The organism is Nonomuraea sp. NPDC050540 (genome assembly GCF_044457485.1).
Classification (GTDB): domain Bacteria; phylum Actinomycetota; class Actinomycetes; order Streptosporangiales; family Streptosporangiaceae; genus Nonomuraea.
On the sequence record NZ_JBITHA010000021.1, the window covers coordinates 20,142 to 35,368 of the forward strand.

11 protein-coding genes are annotated in these 15,227 nt (G+C 73.5%); 2 read left to right on the forward strand and 9 right to left on the reverse strand.

The window, feature by feature from the left end; translation table 11 throughout:
* Window positions 1–9 precede the first annotated feature (9 nt).
* On the reverse strand, window positions 10–3,897 hold the full coding sequence (locus ACIBI5_RS45805) for a hypothetical protein (RefSeq protein WP_397256789.1): 3,888 nt from the start codon (window positions 3,895–3,897) through the stop codon (window positions 10–12).
* A 186-nt stretch (window positions 3,898–4,083) separates the two neighbouring features.
* On the opposite strand from ACIBI5_RS45805, the gene ACIBI5_RS45810 reads away from it, so the two are divergent.
* The gene (locus tag ACIBI5_RS45810; protein WP_397256791.1) at window positions 4,084–7,122 is read left to right on the forward strand and encodes a chondroitinase family polysaccharide lyase; all 3,039 of its coding nucleotides are present in this window, start codon (window positions 4,084–4,086) and stop codon (window positions 7,120–7,122) included.
* Window positions 7,123–7,141: 19 nt separating this feature from the next.
* On the opposite strand, the gene ACIBI5_RS45815 is transcribed toward ACIBI5_RS45810, so the two are convergent.
* The gene (locus ACIBI5_RS45815; protein WP_397256793.1) at window positions 7,142–7,906 is read right to left on the reverse strand and encodes an SDR family NAD(P)-dependent oxidoreductase; all 765 of its coding nucleotides are present in this window, start codon (window positions 7,904–7,906) and stop codon (window positions 7,142–7,144) included.
* Between the two features lie 51 nt (window positions 7,907–7,957).
* Window positions 7,958–8,419, reverse strand: coding sequence for a ricin-type beta-trefoil lectin domain protein (locus ACIBI5_RS45820; protein ID WP_397256795.1), 462 nt, complete (start codon window positions 8,417–8,419; stop codon window positions 7,958–7,960).
* A 102-nt stretch (window positions 8,420–8,521) separates the two neighbouring features.
* Between ACIBI5_RS45820 and ACIBI5_RS45825 the strand changes: the two genes are divergently transcribed.
* Window positions 8,522–8,935 (forward strand): peptidase inhibitor family I36 protein, encoded by a 414-nt coding sequence (locus ACIBI5_RS45825; RefSeq protein ID WP_397256797.1) that lies wholly within the window; start codon window positions 8,522–8,524, stop codon window positions 8,933–8,935.
* 59 nt (window positions 8,936–8,994) lie between these two features.
* On the opposite strand, the gene ACIBI5_RS45830 is transcribed toward ACIBI5_RS45825, so the two are convergent.
* From ACIBI5_RS45830 to ACIBI5_RS45855, 6 genes are all read right to left on the reverse strand, one after another.
* Window positions 8,995–10,419: an aldehyde dehydrogenase family protein gene (locus ACIBI5_RS45830; RefSeq protein WP_397256799.1), complete on the reverse strand. Its 1,425-nt coding sequence runs from the start codon at window positions 10,417–10,419 to the stop codon at window positions 8,995–8,997.
* Window positions 10,416–11,429, reverse strand: coding sequence for a P1 family peptidase (locus ACIBI5_RS45835; protein ID WP_397256801.1), 1,014 nt, complete (start codon window positions 11,427–11,429; stop codon window positions 10,416–10,418). The genes ACIBI5_RS45830 and ACIBI5_RS45835 overlap by 4 nt, the downstream gene beginning before the upstream one ends.
* A 112-nt stretch (window positions 11,430–11,541) precedes the next feature.
* Complete coding sequence (locus ACIBI5_RS45840; protein ID WP_397256803.1) at window positions 11,542–12,720, reverse strand: M20 family metallopeptidase; 1,179 nt, start codon at window positions 12,718–12,720, stop codon at window positions 11,542–11,544.
* On the reverse strand, window positions 12,717–13,511 hold the full coding sequence (locus tag ACIBI5_RS45845; RefSeq protein ID WP_397256805.1) for an ATP-binding cassette domain-containing protein: 795 nt from the start codon (window positions 13,509–13,511) through the stop codon (window positions 12,717–12,719). Before ACIBI5_RS45845 ends, ACIBI5_RS45840 begins: the two co-directional genes overlap by 4 nt.
* A complete protein-coding gene (locus ACIBI5_RS45850; protein ID WP_397256807.1) occupies window positions 13,480–14,412 on the reverse strand; it encodes an ABC transporter ATP-binding protein in 933 nt (310 codons plus the stop codon). The genes ACIBI5_RS45845 and ACIBI5_RS45850 overlap by 32 nt, the downstream gene beginning before the upstream one ends.
* Window positions 14,409–15,227 (reverse strand): ABC transporter permease, encoded by an 819-nt coding sequence (locus ACIBI5_RS45855; RefSeq protein WP_397256809.1) that lies wholly within the window; start codon window positions 15,225–15,227, stop codon window positions 14,409–14,411. The genes ACIBI5_RS45850 and ACIBI5_RS45855 overlap by 4 nt, the downstream gene beginning before the upstream one ends.

A 15,227-nucleotide genomic window follows, 5' to 3' on the forward strand; every position in this document is an offset into this window, starting at 1 on the left:
CGGCATTCCTCAGCCACACTTCCCGGCTTTCACCCCGGCCACCTGCCAGTCCGCGCCCGGGAACGGCGACATGAAATGGGTGAGCAGGTCCACCGCGTAGTCGGGCGCGCGGCCGCCGGGGTCGAGCAGGGAGACCATCTGCGGGCCGTCGGCGCCGCGCAGCGTGATGGCGTTGGCGCCGCCCGCGGCGAAGCCCGGCTTGGCGTCCAGGGTCAGGCAGGCCAGCTGGACCCCGGCGGTGCTGATGCGCTGCTTGGCGCCGATGCGGCGCATGCGCTGGTCGTAGCGGCGCAGCGCCAGGTCGCCGGTCGGGACGAGGCGCACGCTCTCCTTGAACAGGTCCTCGCCGATCTTCCGGCTCAGCCTGACGTCCAGCCGTACGTCCGGGCGCAGGTCGACGCCGTCGGCCCGCAGGTCCAGGCGGGCGTACTGGCCCTCGAAGCCCGGCGTCACGTACCCGAGCGCGGGCGGCGCCTTGAGCCCGAACGGGACCTTCCCCGGCCGGATCTTCAGCCACGACAGGCCCCTGACGCCCAGCGACAGGTCGTCGACCGTGCTGCGCCCCAGCCCGAAGGCGCCGCCGACGTGGTAGCTGAGGAACCCGGCCGCGTGCGGCACCTCCTTGCTGACGGCGATCCGCTGCGGCGCCACGGCCTCGACGGTGAGCCCGGCACGCACCTTCAGCAGCCCGGTCGGCTTCGGCCGCGACACCAGGTCGAGCGACTGGTCCGGGTTCAGCCGGACGGTCGTGTCCGCCGCCAGATCCTTGACGGACAGCGACACGTCACCCAGCTTCCCGCTCGGATCGGCCAGCCCGCGCTCCACCCCGATGAAGCCGTCCAGCGTCCCCGCGTCCGCCTTGTAGGTGACCGCGGGAACCTTGAGCCCGGCGGCCGACGCGTCGGCGTCCACGGAGAAGGACTTCGGCACGTCGCCCAGCCGCAGCTCGCCGCTGCCCTTGCCCTTGACCGTCACCTTGGCCGCGAGCCGCCGCACGGCCGCGGAGTTCCGCACGCGGACACGGGTCTGCGCCCCATAGGTCCCCTGTACGGCCACCGCCGCGGGCACCGGATCGATCGACAGGCTCCCCCTGAGGTCACCCGACTCGGCCCGCAGGTCGAGCGAGCCCAGCGTGGCCGCGGGCTCGATCCGGTAGGCCGCGTTGCCCGCCTCGAACGGGCCCAGGTCCAGCTTCGTGATCCGCTCCGGCAGGCCGCGCAGGGTGGCCGACGCCGTGACCTGGGCCAGGGCGGTGCTGTGGAGGTAGAGGCGCAGGGTGCGGCTCTTGGGACGGTACCCGGAGAAGGCGAACGTCTTGGCGGCGGTGTCCACGGTGACCTGCTCGGGCAGCCCGGTCAGGTCCAGATGCGCCCGCACCCCGAAGCACCCCTTGCCCGGCACGCAGAACGCCCCGTCCCCGGTGGCGCCGGCGGCGGTCAGGGAGAGCCCGTCCTTGAGCACGGGGGCGGGGCGGAGGGCGCGCAGGGCGGCGGACTTGCCGAGCCAGACCTGGCCCTTCACGTCCAGGCGGGTGCCCGCGTAGGTGATCTTGCCGCCGCCCGCCGAGACCGCCAGCCGGCCGGGGAACGGGCCCACGGTGCCCAGGGCGCCGTAGCGGAGGTCGGCCACGGACAGGTCGGCGTCCAGGGCCAGGGTCTGGGGCGCGCCGCGCACCTCGGCGGCGAAGCCCTCGCCCGAGGGGGCGAACGTGGCCGTCCGCAGTCCCTTGATCCGCACGCTGGCGTCCAGGTCGCCGGTGGCCTGGTCGTAGTGGGCGGCCAGGTGGGGTCCCGAGGGCGCCTGCGCGCCGTCGTGGTTGGTGATCGCCAGGGCGGCCTCGCCGACGGGGCCGCTGGTGCCGTCGAAGCGGTAGCCGTCCGGGCCCCAGGACGCCTCGAACCGGGCGGGCATGTCCTTGACCTCGGCGGCGGCGCGGAAGTCCCGTCCGCCCACCGCGGCCCTGGCGCTCGCGGAGACGGATCGGACGGAGGCGTCGGCGTCCCAGGTGAGGGACGTGGGGCCGGCCGTCAGCGTCACCCGCTTGCGCAGCCCGGCGACCGCCGCGCGCAGTTCGGCTCCGCCCTTCGCGCCCTGGTCCGGGGACAGGGTCTTGGTGACGTGCGCCCGGTTGGCGTACAGGGTGATGCCGCGCAGGCTGGAGGCGGTGCCGACCTCGACCTTCGATCGTTCGCCCAGCTCCCACGTGGCCTTCACCCGGTCCCGGATGCCGCGCGCGGTCCCCTCGACGGTCGGGCCGGTCTTCACGTTCGTGTACGCGGCCCGCAGCGTCTCGATGACGCCTTTCGCGGTGTATTCGGCGGTCCGCGCGGCGGGGTCGAGGGCGACGTCCACCTCGGCGGGCGTGTTGGAGATCTCCAGGCGGGCCAGGTGGGTGCCGTCGATGCTCGCGGCGCCGGTGAAGGAGTTGCCGCCCGCTCCGGTCTTCAGGTGGGCACGGGGGGCGGCGCCGTAGGTGACGTCGAAGCCGGACAGGCCGCTCATCAGGGCCGACACCCCGACGGCGGCGCCGTTCTTGATCATGGTGACGTGGCCGCCGCGCGGGGTGGCGATCGCGCCCTCGTTGCGCTGCAGCAGGACCTCGAAGCGGCCGAGCGCCGAGCTGGAGGTGTGGGTGACGCGGTGGGCGGCGAGGTCGTGCTGGAGTGTGACGCTCGCGGGCAGCCCGCGCAGCGCCGCCTTCAGCACGGTCTTGTCGGCGGCGCGGTCGAAGTAGGTGATCGTCGCCGAGCGGGCCCGCGGCGTGCCGGAGGCGACGGACAGGCGCTGCTTGCCGTAGCGGGCGGTGAAGGTGGGCGGCACGCGGTCGACGGCGATCTCGGCCAGGCGGGCCAGGCGGCCGTCGCGGTAGGCGTAGGTGCGCAGTTCGGCGCGGCCGATGGCGGCGCCGGAGCGGAAGCGCGCCTCGGTGGCGGCGCCCCTGGCGAGCTCGACGGTGGTGCGGGAGCGCAGCTCGTCCAGGACCACCTGGGTGGTCTGGCCGCCGCTGACGGCCAGCGCCTCCAGCTTGGCCGGGGCCGAGCTGGTCACCTCCAGGCGCGGGCGGTCGAGCCGCGCGGTGGCGGTGAAGCGGGTGGCGGCGGGCGTCTGGGTGAGGCGGACCGCGCTCTTGCCGGGCAACCCGGCGATGGTGGCGACGCGGTCGCCGGGCTCGGTGCGCTTGACGCTCGCCCTGACGCTCTTGCCGTCCAGGTCGACGCTGAACGTGCCCTGGTCGGCGCGCGAGAGGTCGCCGGAGAAGCCGATGGCCACGCGGCCGTCGTACTCCGCCCAGACCGTCGCCTCCAGCGGCTCCTCGCCGAGCCGCCGCGTCGTGAAGCCGAGCCCGACCGTGCCCTCGGCGCCGGCGGTGGGCACCAGGTTCGCGGCCAGGTCGGGCGCGCCGTCGCCGGTGACGTCGGCGACCACGGGCTTGACCAGCGGCTGCGTGGCCGAGCAGGCGATCTCGGCGGTCTTCACGCACAGCCGGTAGGTGAGCAGCGGGACGCCCTTGAGCGGATCGAGCCCGTCGAACAGCTTCGTGACCGAGGCGAGCGGGCGCGACAGCGTGAGCGTCCCGGCCTGGCGGGTGTCCGGGATCAGATCCGGTACGGCATGGCGGCGCCGGTCGGCGGCGGCGCTGAGCTCGTCGATGAGCGCGGGCCCGGCAGGTGTGGTCACCTCGGGGGCCGCCGGTCCCACGGGCCGTCCGGGAACCGCCGCGACGGCCGGGGACGGCTGCCGCTTCACGGCGTTCCCGCCCGCGTCCTGAGGCGGGACCACCTCGGGCACCGGCGTGATCACCGGTTTGACCTGCGCGGAAGCCGGAGGCGGAACCGGTACGACGACCAGCGCGCAGACGGCCAGGAACGCGGTAGTGGTGTGGACACGCCACGACATCGAAGAGCTATCCCCCGGAAACGGTTCTCATCATCCCATCAGAAACATAAGTAACGAGCCGACCACAGGTCCCAACTCACCGTCAATTCGTCCCCGACTTGGGGTCCCAACTACCCGGCCACGCGGCGGCAGAATGTGCCGCCGCCAGGGCTTTACGTGAAGAAAAATTTCGCATTGGATACGCGCATGGCACCCGAGATCACCCGCCGATCCGCCATCGCGGCCGGTGCGGCAAGCGCCTTACTCCTCCCCCACCTCCCCGCCGCCGCCCGGACGGGCACCGGGCTCCAGGATCTGGAACAGCGCGCCCTGGCCATGGACCCGCCGGTGTTCCTGCTGGAGACGGCGGTACCGCCGCAGCTGTCCGGAGCCGGGCTCAGCCTGTCGGGCGAGGTGGCGGTCTGCGGCACACGTTCCCTGCGCTGGGAGCACGGCAGCCGGGACGTGATCACGGTCAGCGCCCCGCTGCGCTGGCGGCCCGACCCCTACCGGCTCGGCGACGACCAGGCCTGGCAGGGGCTCGTGGACGCCTTCTGCGTCTGGATCCACAACACGGAACCGGCCGACGACGTGGTGCGCTTCGAGTTCGGGCGGGGGGCGCGCACCGACGTCTGGTTCGAGTTCCGGCTCGGGTTCACCGGCTGGCGTACCGCCTGGCTGCGCCACGCCTACGACATGCGCGGCCGCCCGCACCCGGACATGGACACGCTGCGGATCGTCGCGCCCCGGCGCAGCGGGGTGCTGCACCTCGACCAGCTCATGCTCAACGTACCGCTGCGCCCGGACGCGCCCTGCCGCGACCACCAGCTGCCGGAGATCGCCCCCGAGGGCGACGAGTACGACAACCAGCACTGGCAGGCGCTCTACCGCTTCGACCAGCTGCTGAAGACGAAAAAGCCGGACATGTCGCCGCCGTCCGCCGCCGAGACCGCCGACCTCCACGCCCTGCGCGCCCGCTACCTCGACGAGTACCTGGTCGCCCCGGTCACCGTCGACGTGCCCGGCCTGACCGCCCAGGCCGCCGCCCTGCTCGGCCGGCCCGTCCACGCCTACCAGGCGCAGATCTACCCGGCCGAGATCGCCGCCGAGCTGAAGGCGTTCGTCAACCCGGCGACCCTGCGCGCCGTCACCGACCTGCTGCGCGCCGTCGCCCTGGCCCACCACGCCAGCCCGCCCGACCGCCCCGCCCTCGCCGCCCTGTACGTCAAGCTGCTGCGCCACCTGCGCGAGCAGGGCTGGACCCGGGGCAGCTGCCAGGGCACCATCCACCACCTCGGCTACGACGTGCGCGGCTACTACGACTCCGCCTACCTCATGCGCGACGCCCTGCGCGAGGCCGGGCTGCTGGAGGAGATCCGCGCCGACCTCGACTGGCTGACCGGGCTCGGCCGGATGTTTCGCGGCTTCGGCTTCCGGATGGCCCGCGGCAGCATGATGGACCTCTACAACACGACCGTGCGCGGCATGCTCGCCACCATCCTGCTGCGCGACGGCGACACCGAACAGGTCGCCTACCTCCGCGTCCTGCGCGACTGGCTCAGCGCCACCCTCCTGCCCAGCGACGGCATCCAGGACGGCATCAAGGTCGACGGCACCGCCTTCCACCACGTCGGCTTCTTCCCCGACTACGTGCGCGACGGCTTCGCGGGCCTGGCGCCCATCGTCTACCTGCTGCACGGCGGCGTTTTCCGCCTGTCCGCGCAGGCGTACGGCTGGCTCAAGAAGGCCCTGCTGGCCCAGCGCGTCCACGCGGGCAGGACCCAGTGGCCCATCTCGTGCAGCGGCCGCAACCCCAGCGGGCTGACGGCGTTGTCGGTGGTGCCCTTCCAGTGGCTGGCCCAGGTGGACGACGAGATCGGCGCCGCGTTCCTGCGGTTGCTGCCGGCCGTACCGACGCCGCAGCAGAAGGCGATCGCCGAACGGCTGGCCGCGCGCGGCGTCAAGCCCGAGGCGGCGCCCACGGGAACGTGGGCGCTCAACTACGCCGCGCTGGCCGTGCACCGGCGCGAGGAGTGGCAGGTGACGGTACGCGGCCACAACCGCTACCTGTGGAGCACCGAGATCTACGTCGGCGCGAACTGGTACGGCCGCTACAACACCTACGGCCAGATCCAGGTGGTGAACAAGGGCACCAACCTCGCCAGCGGCTACGCGCACAACGGCTACGACTGGAACCGCCGCCCCGGCACCACCACGATCCACAGGTCCTGGGACGACCTCAAGGGCGACCTGACCGGCGCGATCGAGGAGATGCTCCTCACCGACGCCCGCTTCGCGGGGGCGCACAGCATCGACGACCGCGACGGGATGTTCGCGATGGACCTGCGCGAGCATCCGAAGTACGAGGGCTCGCACCGGGCCAGGAAGTCCGTCTTCCTGTTCGGCGACCGGATCGTGGCGATCGGCACCGGCATCGGCAACGACGAGGCCCGCGACGAGACCGAGACCACGCTCTTCCAGACCACCCGCACCACCGGCGCCCTGCTCGTGGACGGGGCCGAGGTTCCCTGGGGCCACGACGCCCGCGACCTGTCGCCGCGCTGGCTGCTGGACGACAAGGGGGTGGGCTACTACCTCGCCCCCGGCCAGCGGGTCGCGCTCACGCGCACCACCCAGTCCTCCCGGCACAACGCCACCGAGGCGCCGACCAGCGGTGACTTCTCCACCGCCTGGATCAGGCACGGCACCGCGCCCAGGGGCGCCCGCTACGAGTACGCGATGGTCGTCGACACCACCGCCGGGCGCATGGCCGCCTTCGCCGCCGAGATGGCCGATCCTGGGCGCGCGCCGTACACCGTGCACCGGGCGGACGAGGGCGCCCACATCGTGACGGACCGCGCGAGCGGCATCACCGGGTACGCGTTGTTCGAGCGGCTGACGGCCGGGGAGGGGCTGGTGCGCGCGGTCGACACACCGTCCATGCTGCTGACCAGGCAGGAGGCGGATGGCCTCGTGCTCGCCGTGTGCGACCCCGACCTGCGGTTGTACGGCGGCATCGACCCCGACCAGTACGAGCGGGGCCGCTACGTCGGCCACTACAGCCCGTGGTCGCGCCGCTGGCTGGACGATCCGAGCCATCCGCACCTGCTGCGGGTGACGCTGTCGGGCCGCTGGCGCGCCTCCGGCGGGCAGCCGTGCCGCGTGCGGCCGGCGGGAGCGCGCACGGTGGTCGAGTTCGAGACCGTGCACGGGCGGCCGCTGCAGGCCCGGCTGGAACGGGTCTGACCGGAGCGGGTCCGAGGGTTCAGGTGGGCGGGTCGAAGCGGCCGTCGACGGCGGTCCAGCCGCCGTCCACGTACAGGACGGAGCCGGTGACGAAGCTCGCGGCGTCACCGGCCAGGTAGACGACGGCGCCGGCCATCTCCTCGGGGCGGGCCCAGCGGCCCAGGGCCGACTTGGCGGCGTAGGCGTCGTACCAGGCCGGGTTCTCCTTGATCTGGCGGGTCAGCGGGGTCTCGACCACGCCGGGCGCGACCGCGTTGACCCGTACCCCCGAGGACCCGAACTCGGCCGCCGCGGTGCGCAGAAGCTGCACGAGCCCGGCTTTCGTGGCCGAGTAGACGCCCTGGCCGGGTTCGGTGACCGCGGCGCGGATGGAGGCGAAGCCGATGATCGAGCCGCGCCCGCGCTCCACCATGCCGGCGCCGAAGGCCCGCACCACCTCGAAGGAGGCGCGCAGGTTGAGGTCCACCACGCGGGCGAACTCCTCACCGGAGTAGTCGAGCAGCCGCTTGCGCACGTTGGTGGCGGCGGTGAAGACGAGCACGTCGGCGGGCGCCCGGGCGGCCAGCGTCCACACGGCCGCGGCGTCGAGCACGTCCACCTCGTACGCGCTCGCGCCGCACAGCTCGGCGGTCCGCTCGGCGGCCGGCAGGTCCCGGTCCGCGCAGACGACCTCGGCGCCCTGGGCGGCCAGGGCCAGCGCCGACTCCCTGCCGATCCCGCTGCCGGCGCCGATCACGACCGCCCGCCGTCCGTCCAGGCGGAACAACCTCTCGTAGCTCGTCATGGTCAGCACTCTAGTGACTGGTCCGACCAGTGCACCAGGTGACCCGGTCCGCTAGTCCATGGACCAGCGGACGACGACCCATTCGGCGGCGGTGGTCGAGCAGGGGCCGGGGTAGACGTGGCCCTTGTAGTTGCTCGCCAGGCACATGCCGTTCTTCCAGGAGATCCGCAGGTGCTCGCCGTCCATGCCCTGGCGGACGCGGGTGAAGGCGAGCCGGTCTGCCTTGCCGCAGCGCCGTACCAGGACTCTGCGGTCGTCCTGGGGCCCGGTCGGCGAGGACAGGCAGGTCGTGCGGTTGGCGAGCTGGGAGCGTGCGGTGCGCTTCCACAGCGTGTACCGGGAGCGGGGGTCACAGTCGCCGGTGGCGGCGACCGTCTTGCCGGTCGAGACCTGGGTGCCCCAGGTCAGGCAGAGTCCGGAGTCGCGGTTGCGGAACAGGCGGGGGCCGGGCGCGCCGCCGGCGGGGACGAGGGTGGCCGTCAGGGCCACGGCTAAGACCGCGTGAGTGATCATGCGCCAGCCTAGACAGGAATTCCTTACCCGCCGCAAGATCCCTCTTCACCGCCAAGATCGCAGCCTGTAGGGTCGAAGGAAAGTTTCAGGTATGGAGGGACAGTGGGCAAGAAGCTTCACCTGTTGGCGCTCCCGATCGCGGCCGTGGCCATGGCCGCCCTGACCAGCACCCCCGCCCAGGCGGCCGACGGTTACGACCGCTGCCGCGACGGCTACTACTGCATGTTCTCCGGGCTCGACGGCACCGGCGACATCATCGAGATCCAGAGCGACACCCCCAGCCTCGCCGCCCTCGGCATGGGCAGCAGGGGCAAGTCCGACTGGAACCGCACCGACTCGTGGATCCACCTCTACTCCGAGGACGGCTACGGCGGCTGCTCCGCGGTCACCCGGCCCCGCGACAAGGGGAACTTCTTCAGCACCTTCCGCGACTTCTTCAACTCCGTCAGGTTCGACGGACCCAACGGGCCCTCCTGCTTCGGCCTGGCCCGCACCTCCCCCGACTCCCACGGCTAGAACACGGCTGGAACGCGGCTGGAGCCGTGCGGGCCGGGGTTCTCCCCCGGCCCGCACGGTCAGGGGCGGATGATCGCCATCCGGGTGACGGTGAACTCCTCGATCGCGAAGCGCGGGCCCTCCCGGCCGATGCCGGAGTCCTTGACGCCGCCGTAGGGCATGTTGTCCGCGCGGAAGCCCGGCACCTCGTTGACCACGACGCCGCCCGCCTCGATCCGGTCGATCGCGGCGAACGCCGTGGCCAGGGAGGTGGTGAAGACGGAGGCGTGCAGCCCGTAGCGTGAGCGGTTGACGGTGGCGAAGGCCTCGTCCAGGTCCGCCACCGCGCGTACGCACACCACGGGGCCGAAGATCTCCTCCTCCCAGGCGGCCACCCCATCGGGAACGTCGGCCAGCAGCGTCGGCACGATCTCCCGGCCCGCGCGCCGCCCGCCGGTCACCAGGCTCGCGCCCGCGTCCACGGCCGCCCGCACCCACTCCAGCACGCGCGCCGTCGAACGCTCGTCGATCAGCGGCGCCACCCGCGTCTCCGGCTCGCGGGGGTCGCCGGTGACCACGTTCTTCATGCGTTCGGCCAGCAGGGGCAGGAACCGGTCCCTGACCCGCTCCTCGACGAGCACCCGCTGCACCGAGATGCACGCCTGCCCCGAGGCGTAGTAGCCGCCGCGCACCACCGCGTCCGCCGCCGCCTCCAGATCGGCGTCGGCCGCCACCACCAGGGCGGCGTTGGAGCCGAGTTCGAGCACGACCTTGGTCGGTGCGGCGTTGCGGGCGATGGCGTGCCCGGCCGCCGCCGAGCCGGTGAAGGAGACCGCGCCGATCCTGCGGTCCTCGACGAGCGTACGGCCGACCTCGACGTCACCCGTGACCAGCTGAACCGCGGCCGCGGGCAGCGCGCCGGTCTCCCGCAGCAGGTGGACCAGCCAGAGCGTGGCCAGCGGGGTGGCGGGCGCCGGTTTGACGATCACCGGGCAGCCCGCCGCGACCGCCGGGGCGATCTTGTGGGCGGCCAGGAGCAGCGGATAGTTGAAGCCGGTGATGCCGACCACGACGCCGATCGGCCGCCGGGTCCAGAACCCCGTGAGCCCCTCGCCGGAGGGCAGCAGGTCCAGCGGGACGGTCTCGCCGTGCAGCCTGGCCACCTCCTCGGCGGCGGTGGCCAGCGTGACGATCGTCCGCGCCACCTCGACCCGGCAGTCGACCAGTGGCTTGCCGGTCTCCAGCACGAGCAGCCGCTCGAACTCCGCGCGCCGCGCCACCAGCGCGTCGTGCGCGCCCGTCAACGCGGTACGGCGGGCGTGCGAGGGCATCCGGGCCATGGCGGGCGCCACGGCCAGCGCCTCCTCCACCGCGCGCGCGGCCAGCTCGGCCGTGCCCAGCGGCGCGGCGGCCACCACGCTGCCGTCGTAGGGGAAGACGATCTCGGTGGTGTCCCGGACGGGCGCCCAGCCCGCCCCCACCGGCAGTCCGCTCGGCCAGTTCATGGTCGTTCCTCCTGCGCGAGCCGGGCACTGGGAAAGACGTCGAGGTAGGCGGGCGCCTCCGGGCGGCCGGTGGCGGCCAGGACGGCGTGGGCCACGGCGCGGCTGAAGACGTCGGCCCCGGCGGCCAGGACGTCCTGCAGCTCCGCGCTCGACGGTTCTGATCGGACGACGGTGGACAGGCCGAAGATGGTGTCGCCGTCGACCATGGTGTGGGCGGGGCGGATCGCGCGGGCCAGCCCGTCGTGGGCCACTCCGGCGAGCTTGCCGCACTGCGCCTTCGACAGCGCGGTGTCGGTGGCCACGACGCCGATGGTGGTGTTGAAGCTGGTGACCTTCACCGGCCGCCAGGCCTCCGCCTCCCGCGCGGACGGCGGCCCGAGGCCGCCGAACTCGCCGGGCAGGCCGTAGCGGGCGCCCGCCAGCAGGCCGCCGGAGGGGTCGAGGACCGATCCGGCCGCGTTCACCACGGCCAGGGCCGCCACGGTGACGCCGGAGCCGAGGACGGCGCTGGCGGTGCCGACGCCACCGGCCAGCCCGCCGGCCACCGCGCCGGTGCCCGCGCCGATGGAGCCGTTGCGCGCCTCCTCCGCCGAGGCGGCGTCGTAGGCGGCGGCGCCCAGCTCCGCGGCGGGGGTGGCGCGGAAGCGGCCGCCCCGGCCCAGGTCGTAGATGACGGCGGAGGGGACGATCGGGACGACGCCGCCCTCCACCGGGAAGCCGGTCCCGGCGTCGGCCAGGCGGTCCATGACGCCGCAGGCCGCGCTGAGCCCGTACGCGCTGCCGCCGGTCAGGACGACGGCGTGGACCCGCTCGACCAGGTTGCGGGGGTCGAGCAGCTCGGTCTCGCGGGTGCCGGGGGCGGCGCCGCGCACGTCCACCCCGGCCACCGCGCCCTCGACCGGCGGCAGGATCACGGTGGTCCCGGTGCGATAACCGCCGCCGACGCGCTGCGCGTGCCCGACCCGGATGCCCGGAACGTCGGTGAGCGCGTTGAGCGGCCCCGGCTTCACGCCACCCCCCAGGCGAGCCCCGGCTTCACGCGAGTCTCCCAGGCGAGCCCCGGCTTCACGCGGGTCTCCCAGGCGAGCCCCGGCTTCACGCGGGTCTCCCAGGTGAGCGGCTTCACGCGGTTTCCCGGGTCAGGAAGCGGCGGGCGGCCTCGGCGAACACACGGGCGCACCGGACGATCTCCGCCACCTCGACGAACTCGTCGGCCTGGTGGGCGATCCACTTGCCGCCGGGGCCGTACACCACCGAGGGGACGCCGCCCCAGTGGGTCAGGACGGTGCCGTCGGTGGAGCCGGGCACGCCGCCGTAGACCGGCTCCTGCCCGGTGACGGCGCGGTGGGCCGCGGCGAGGGCGGCCACGACGGGGTCGTCCACGGGGACCTCGACCGCGGGCCGGTCCACCAGGATGGCGACCTCCGCGGCGATCCCGGTGAACGCGGCCAGCTCACCGACCCGGGCGGCGATCTCGGCGTGCGACATGCCCGGCAGGGTCCGTACGTCCACGAAGACCGCGGCCGCCACCGGGATGACGTTGACCTGCTCCTCGCTGCCCGCGCGGGCCACGGTGGGCGTGACGTACACCTGGCCGAGGTGCTCGTGCTCCGGGAAACGTTTCTGCAGTTCGTCCTGGTAGGCCCCGAGGGCGACGATGAGCGCGCCGGCGGCCGGGATCGGGTTGCGTCCGTGCTGGGGCATCGCGCCGTGCGCCATCTTACCGGTGAAGTCCACCCGCAGGCGCAGCGCGCCCTTGGCCACGGCGCAGATCTCGCCTGCCTCGGGCTCGGCCACGATCGCCCCGTCCACGTCGGCGGCCAGGCCGGAGTCCACGAAGTGGTGGACGCCGAGCATCAGCCCCTCCTCGTCGGCCAGCGCGCACACCTTCACCCGGCCCGGGAACGGTCCAGCGAGCTGCAGCGCGCGTACCGCGTAGAGGGTGGCGGCCAGGCCGGACTTCATGTCGGCGCTGCCGCGCCCCCACAGCCGGCCGTCGCGGATCTCGCCGCCGAACGGGTCGACGGTCCATTCGGCCAGGTCGCCCTCGGTCACCACGTCGGTGTGGCCCTCGAACATGAGCGTCGGTCCGGGCAGCCCGCCCTCGACCACGGCGACCACGTTGGGGCGGCCGGGCGCGGCCTCGGAGATCTGCGGCTCCCAGCCCCACGAGCGCATCTTCGCGGCGACGAGTTCGGCGGCGGGCAGCTCGTTGCGCCCGCGCGCCGGGTCGTTGGTGCTGGGCACGCGTACCAGCGCCTGGGTGAACTCCACCACGCCCGCAGAGTCGATCTCGATCACAGAAGTCCCTCCAAGGTGGGTACGGCCTGCAACAACGTGCGTGTGTAGGGGTGCTTGGGCCCGGCCCAGATCTCGTCCACGGCCCCGCTCTCCACGATCTCCCCCTCGCTCATCACCGCGACGCTCTCGCAGACGTGCCTGACCACGGACAGGTCGTGGGAGACGAAGACCAGCGTGAGGCCGTGCGCGTCGATGAGGTCGGCGAGCAGGTTGAGGATCTGGCCGCGTACCGAGACGTCGAGCGCGCTGACCGCCTCGTCGGCGACCAGCACCTTCGGGGCGGGCGCGAGCGCGCGGGCGATGGCGACGCGCTGGCGCTGGCCGCCGGAGAACTGGTGCGGGTAGCGCTCGGCCGCACCGGCGGGGAGCCCGACCTCCTCCAGCAGTTCGGCGACCCGGGCGCCGACCGGCAGTCCCTGCGCGACCAGCGGCTCGGCGACGATGTCGTGGACCCGCATGCGGGGGTCGAGGGAGCTCATCGGGTCCTGGAAGACGATCTGCAGGTCGTTGCGCAGGAAGCGCAGGTCGCGGCGGCCCACGATCTCCTGCCCGGCGAACCTGATCGAGCCGCTGGTGGGCCGGTCGAGCCCGCACAGCAGCCGCAGCAGCGTCGACTTGCCGGAACCGGACTCGCCGACGATCCCGTAGCGCTCGCCGCGGGCGACGCTCAGCGAGACGCCCTTCAGCGCGTGCACGGCCTCGCCCGGCCTGGTGAGCGAGGTCCGCGGGCGGCGGTAGACGCGGGTGAGGTCGCGGGCCTCAATCACCGGGGTGCCAGCAGGCATAGCCATGGGCCTCTCCTGTCAACGCCGGTTCGGTCTCGCACCGAGGGTCGGCGTAGGGGCAGCGGTTGCGGAAGACGCAGCCTTCGGGGAACGCCCCGGCCGACGGCACGCTGCCCTTGATCGTGGGCAGCCGGGTGCCGCGCGGGGTCAGGCGGGAGGCGTCGAGCAGGCCCTCGGTGTAGCGGTGGCGGGGGCGGGTGAAGACCTCGCGCATGGGGCCGGACTCGACGACGCGGCCGCCGTACATGACCAGGACGCGCTCGCACATCGCCGCCACCACGGCCAGGTCGTGGGTGATGAACAGCAGCGCCGGGGCCACCTCGGCGATCAGGTCCAGCATCTGCTTCTGCACCGTCACGTCCAGCGCGGTGGTCGGCTCGTCGCAGATGAGCAGGTCGGGCTCGTTGGCGAGGGCGATGGCCAGCATGACGCGCTGGCGCTGGCCGCCGGAGAGCTGGTGGGGGTAGGCGCGGGCGATCTGGGCGGGGTGCGGGAGCCGTACCCGGTCCAGGAGGTCGAGCGTGCGGGCGCGGGCGGCCGCGCGGTCGCGGCCGTGCAGCGTCATCACCTCCGCCACCTGCGCGCCGACCCGCATGAGCGGGTTGAGCGCGGTCATCGGCTCCTGGAAGACCATCGACACGGTACGGCCGCGCAGCCCCTTGAGCCGCTTCTCCGGCACGCCGAGCAGCCGGTGCCCGCCCAGGACCGCGGTGCCGGAGGCGCTGACGCCTTCCGGGAGCAGTCCCATGAGCGACAGCGCGGTGAGCGACTTGCCCGAGCCCGACTCGCCGATGAGCCCGACCCGCTCGCCTGGCGCGATGTCGAAGGAGACCTCCCGCACGAGTTCGAGGTCCCCGGCGCGCACGGAGAGCCGCTCAACGCTCAGCAGTTTCACTGGGTCGCTCACCGCTCCCTGATCCTCCTCAGCTTCGGGTCGAGGTAGTCGCGCAGGCCGTCGCCGAGGAGGTTGAAGCCGAGGACGGCCAGCGCGATCGCCAGGCCCGGCCACAGGGCCAGGCGGGGCGTGGAGAAGAGGAGTTCCTGCGACTCCTGGAGCATGCGCCCCCACGACGGGGTCGGCGGGCGGGTGCCGAAGCCGAGGAACGACAGGGCCGCCTCGGCCAGGATCGCGATGGCGAACGACACCGACGCCTGCACGATCAGCATCGAGGCGATGTTCGGCAGCACGTGCCGCCCGGCGATCGCCATCCGGCCACGCCCGGCGGCCCGCGCGGCCAGGATGTAGTCGGTGACCATGACCTGCATGGTCGCGGCGCGGGCGACGCGGGCGAAGGCGGGCACGGTGGCCACGCCGATGGCGATCATCGCGGTGAGCGTGCCGGCCCCGTAGACGGCGCCGAGCATGACCGCGAGCAGCAGCGCGGGGAAGGCGAAGACGAGGTCGTTGACCCGCATGACCAGCTCCGACAGCCAGCCGCGCGGGGTCATCCCGGCGACCATGCCGAGCGGGGTGCCGATCAGCGCGGCGATGCCGACGGCCACGATGCCGACGTACAGGGTGGTGCGGGCGCCGACCATGAGCTGGCTGAAGGTGTCGCGGCCGAACTTGTCGGCGCCGAGCAGGTGGCCGCCGCCGGGCTCCCGGAGCTTCTTGGCGGCGTCGACCAGGGTCGGGTCGTGGGGCGTCCACACGAACGAGACGAGCGCGGCGAGCACCACGAGGGCGACCAGCGTGCCGCCGACGATCAGCCCGGCGTTCAT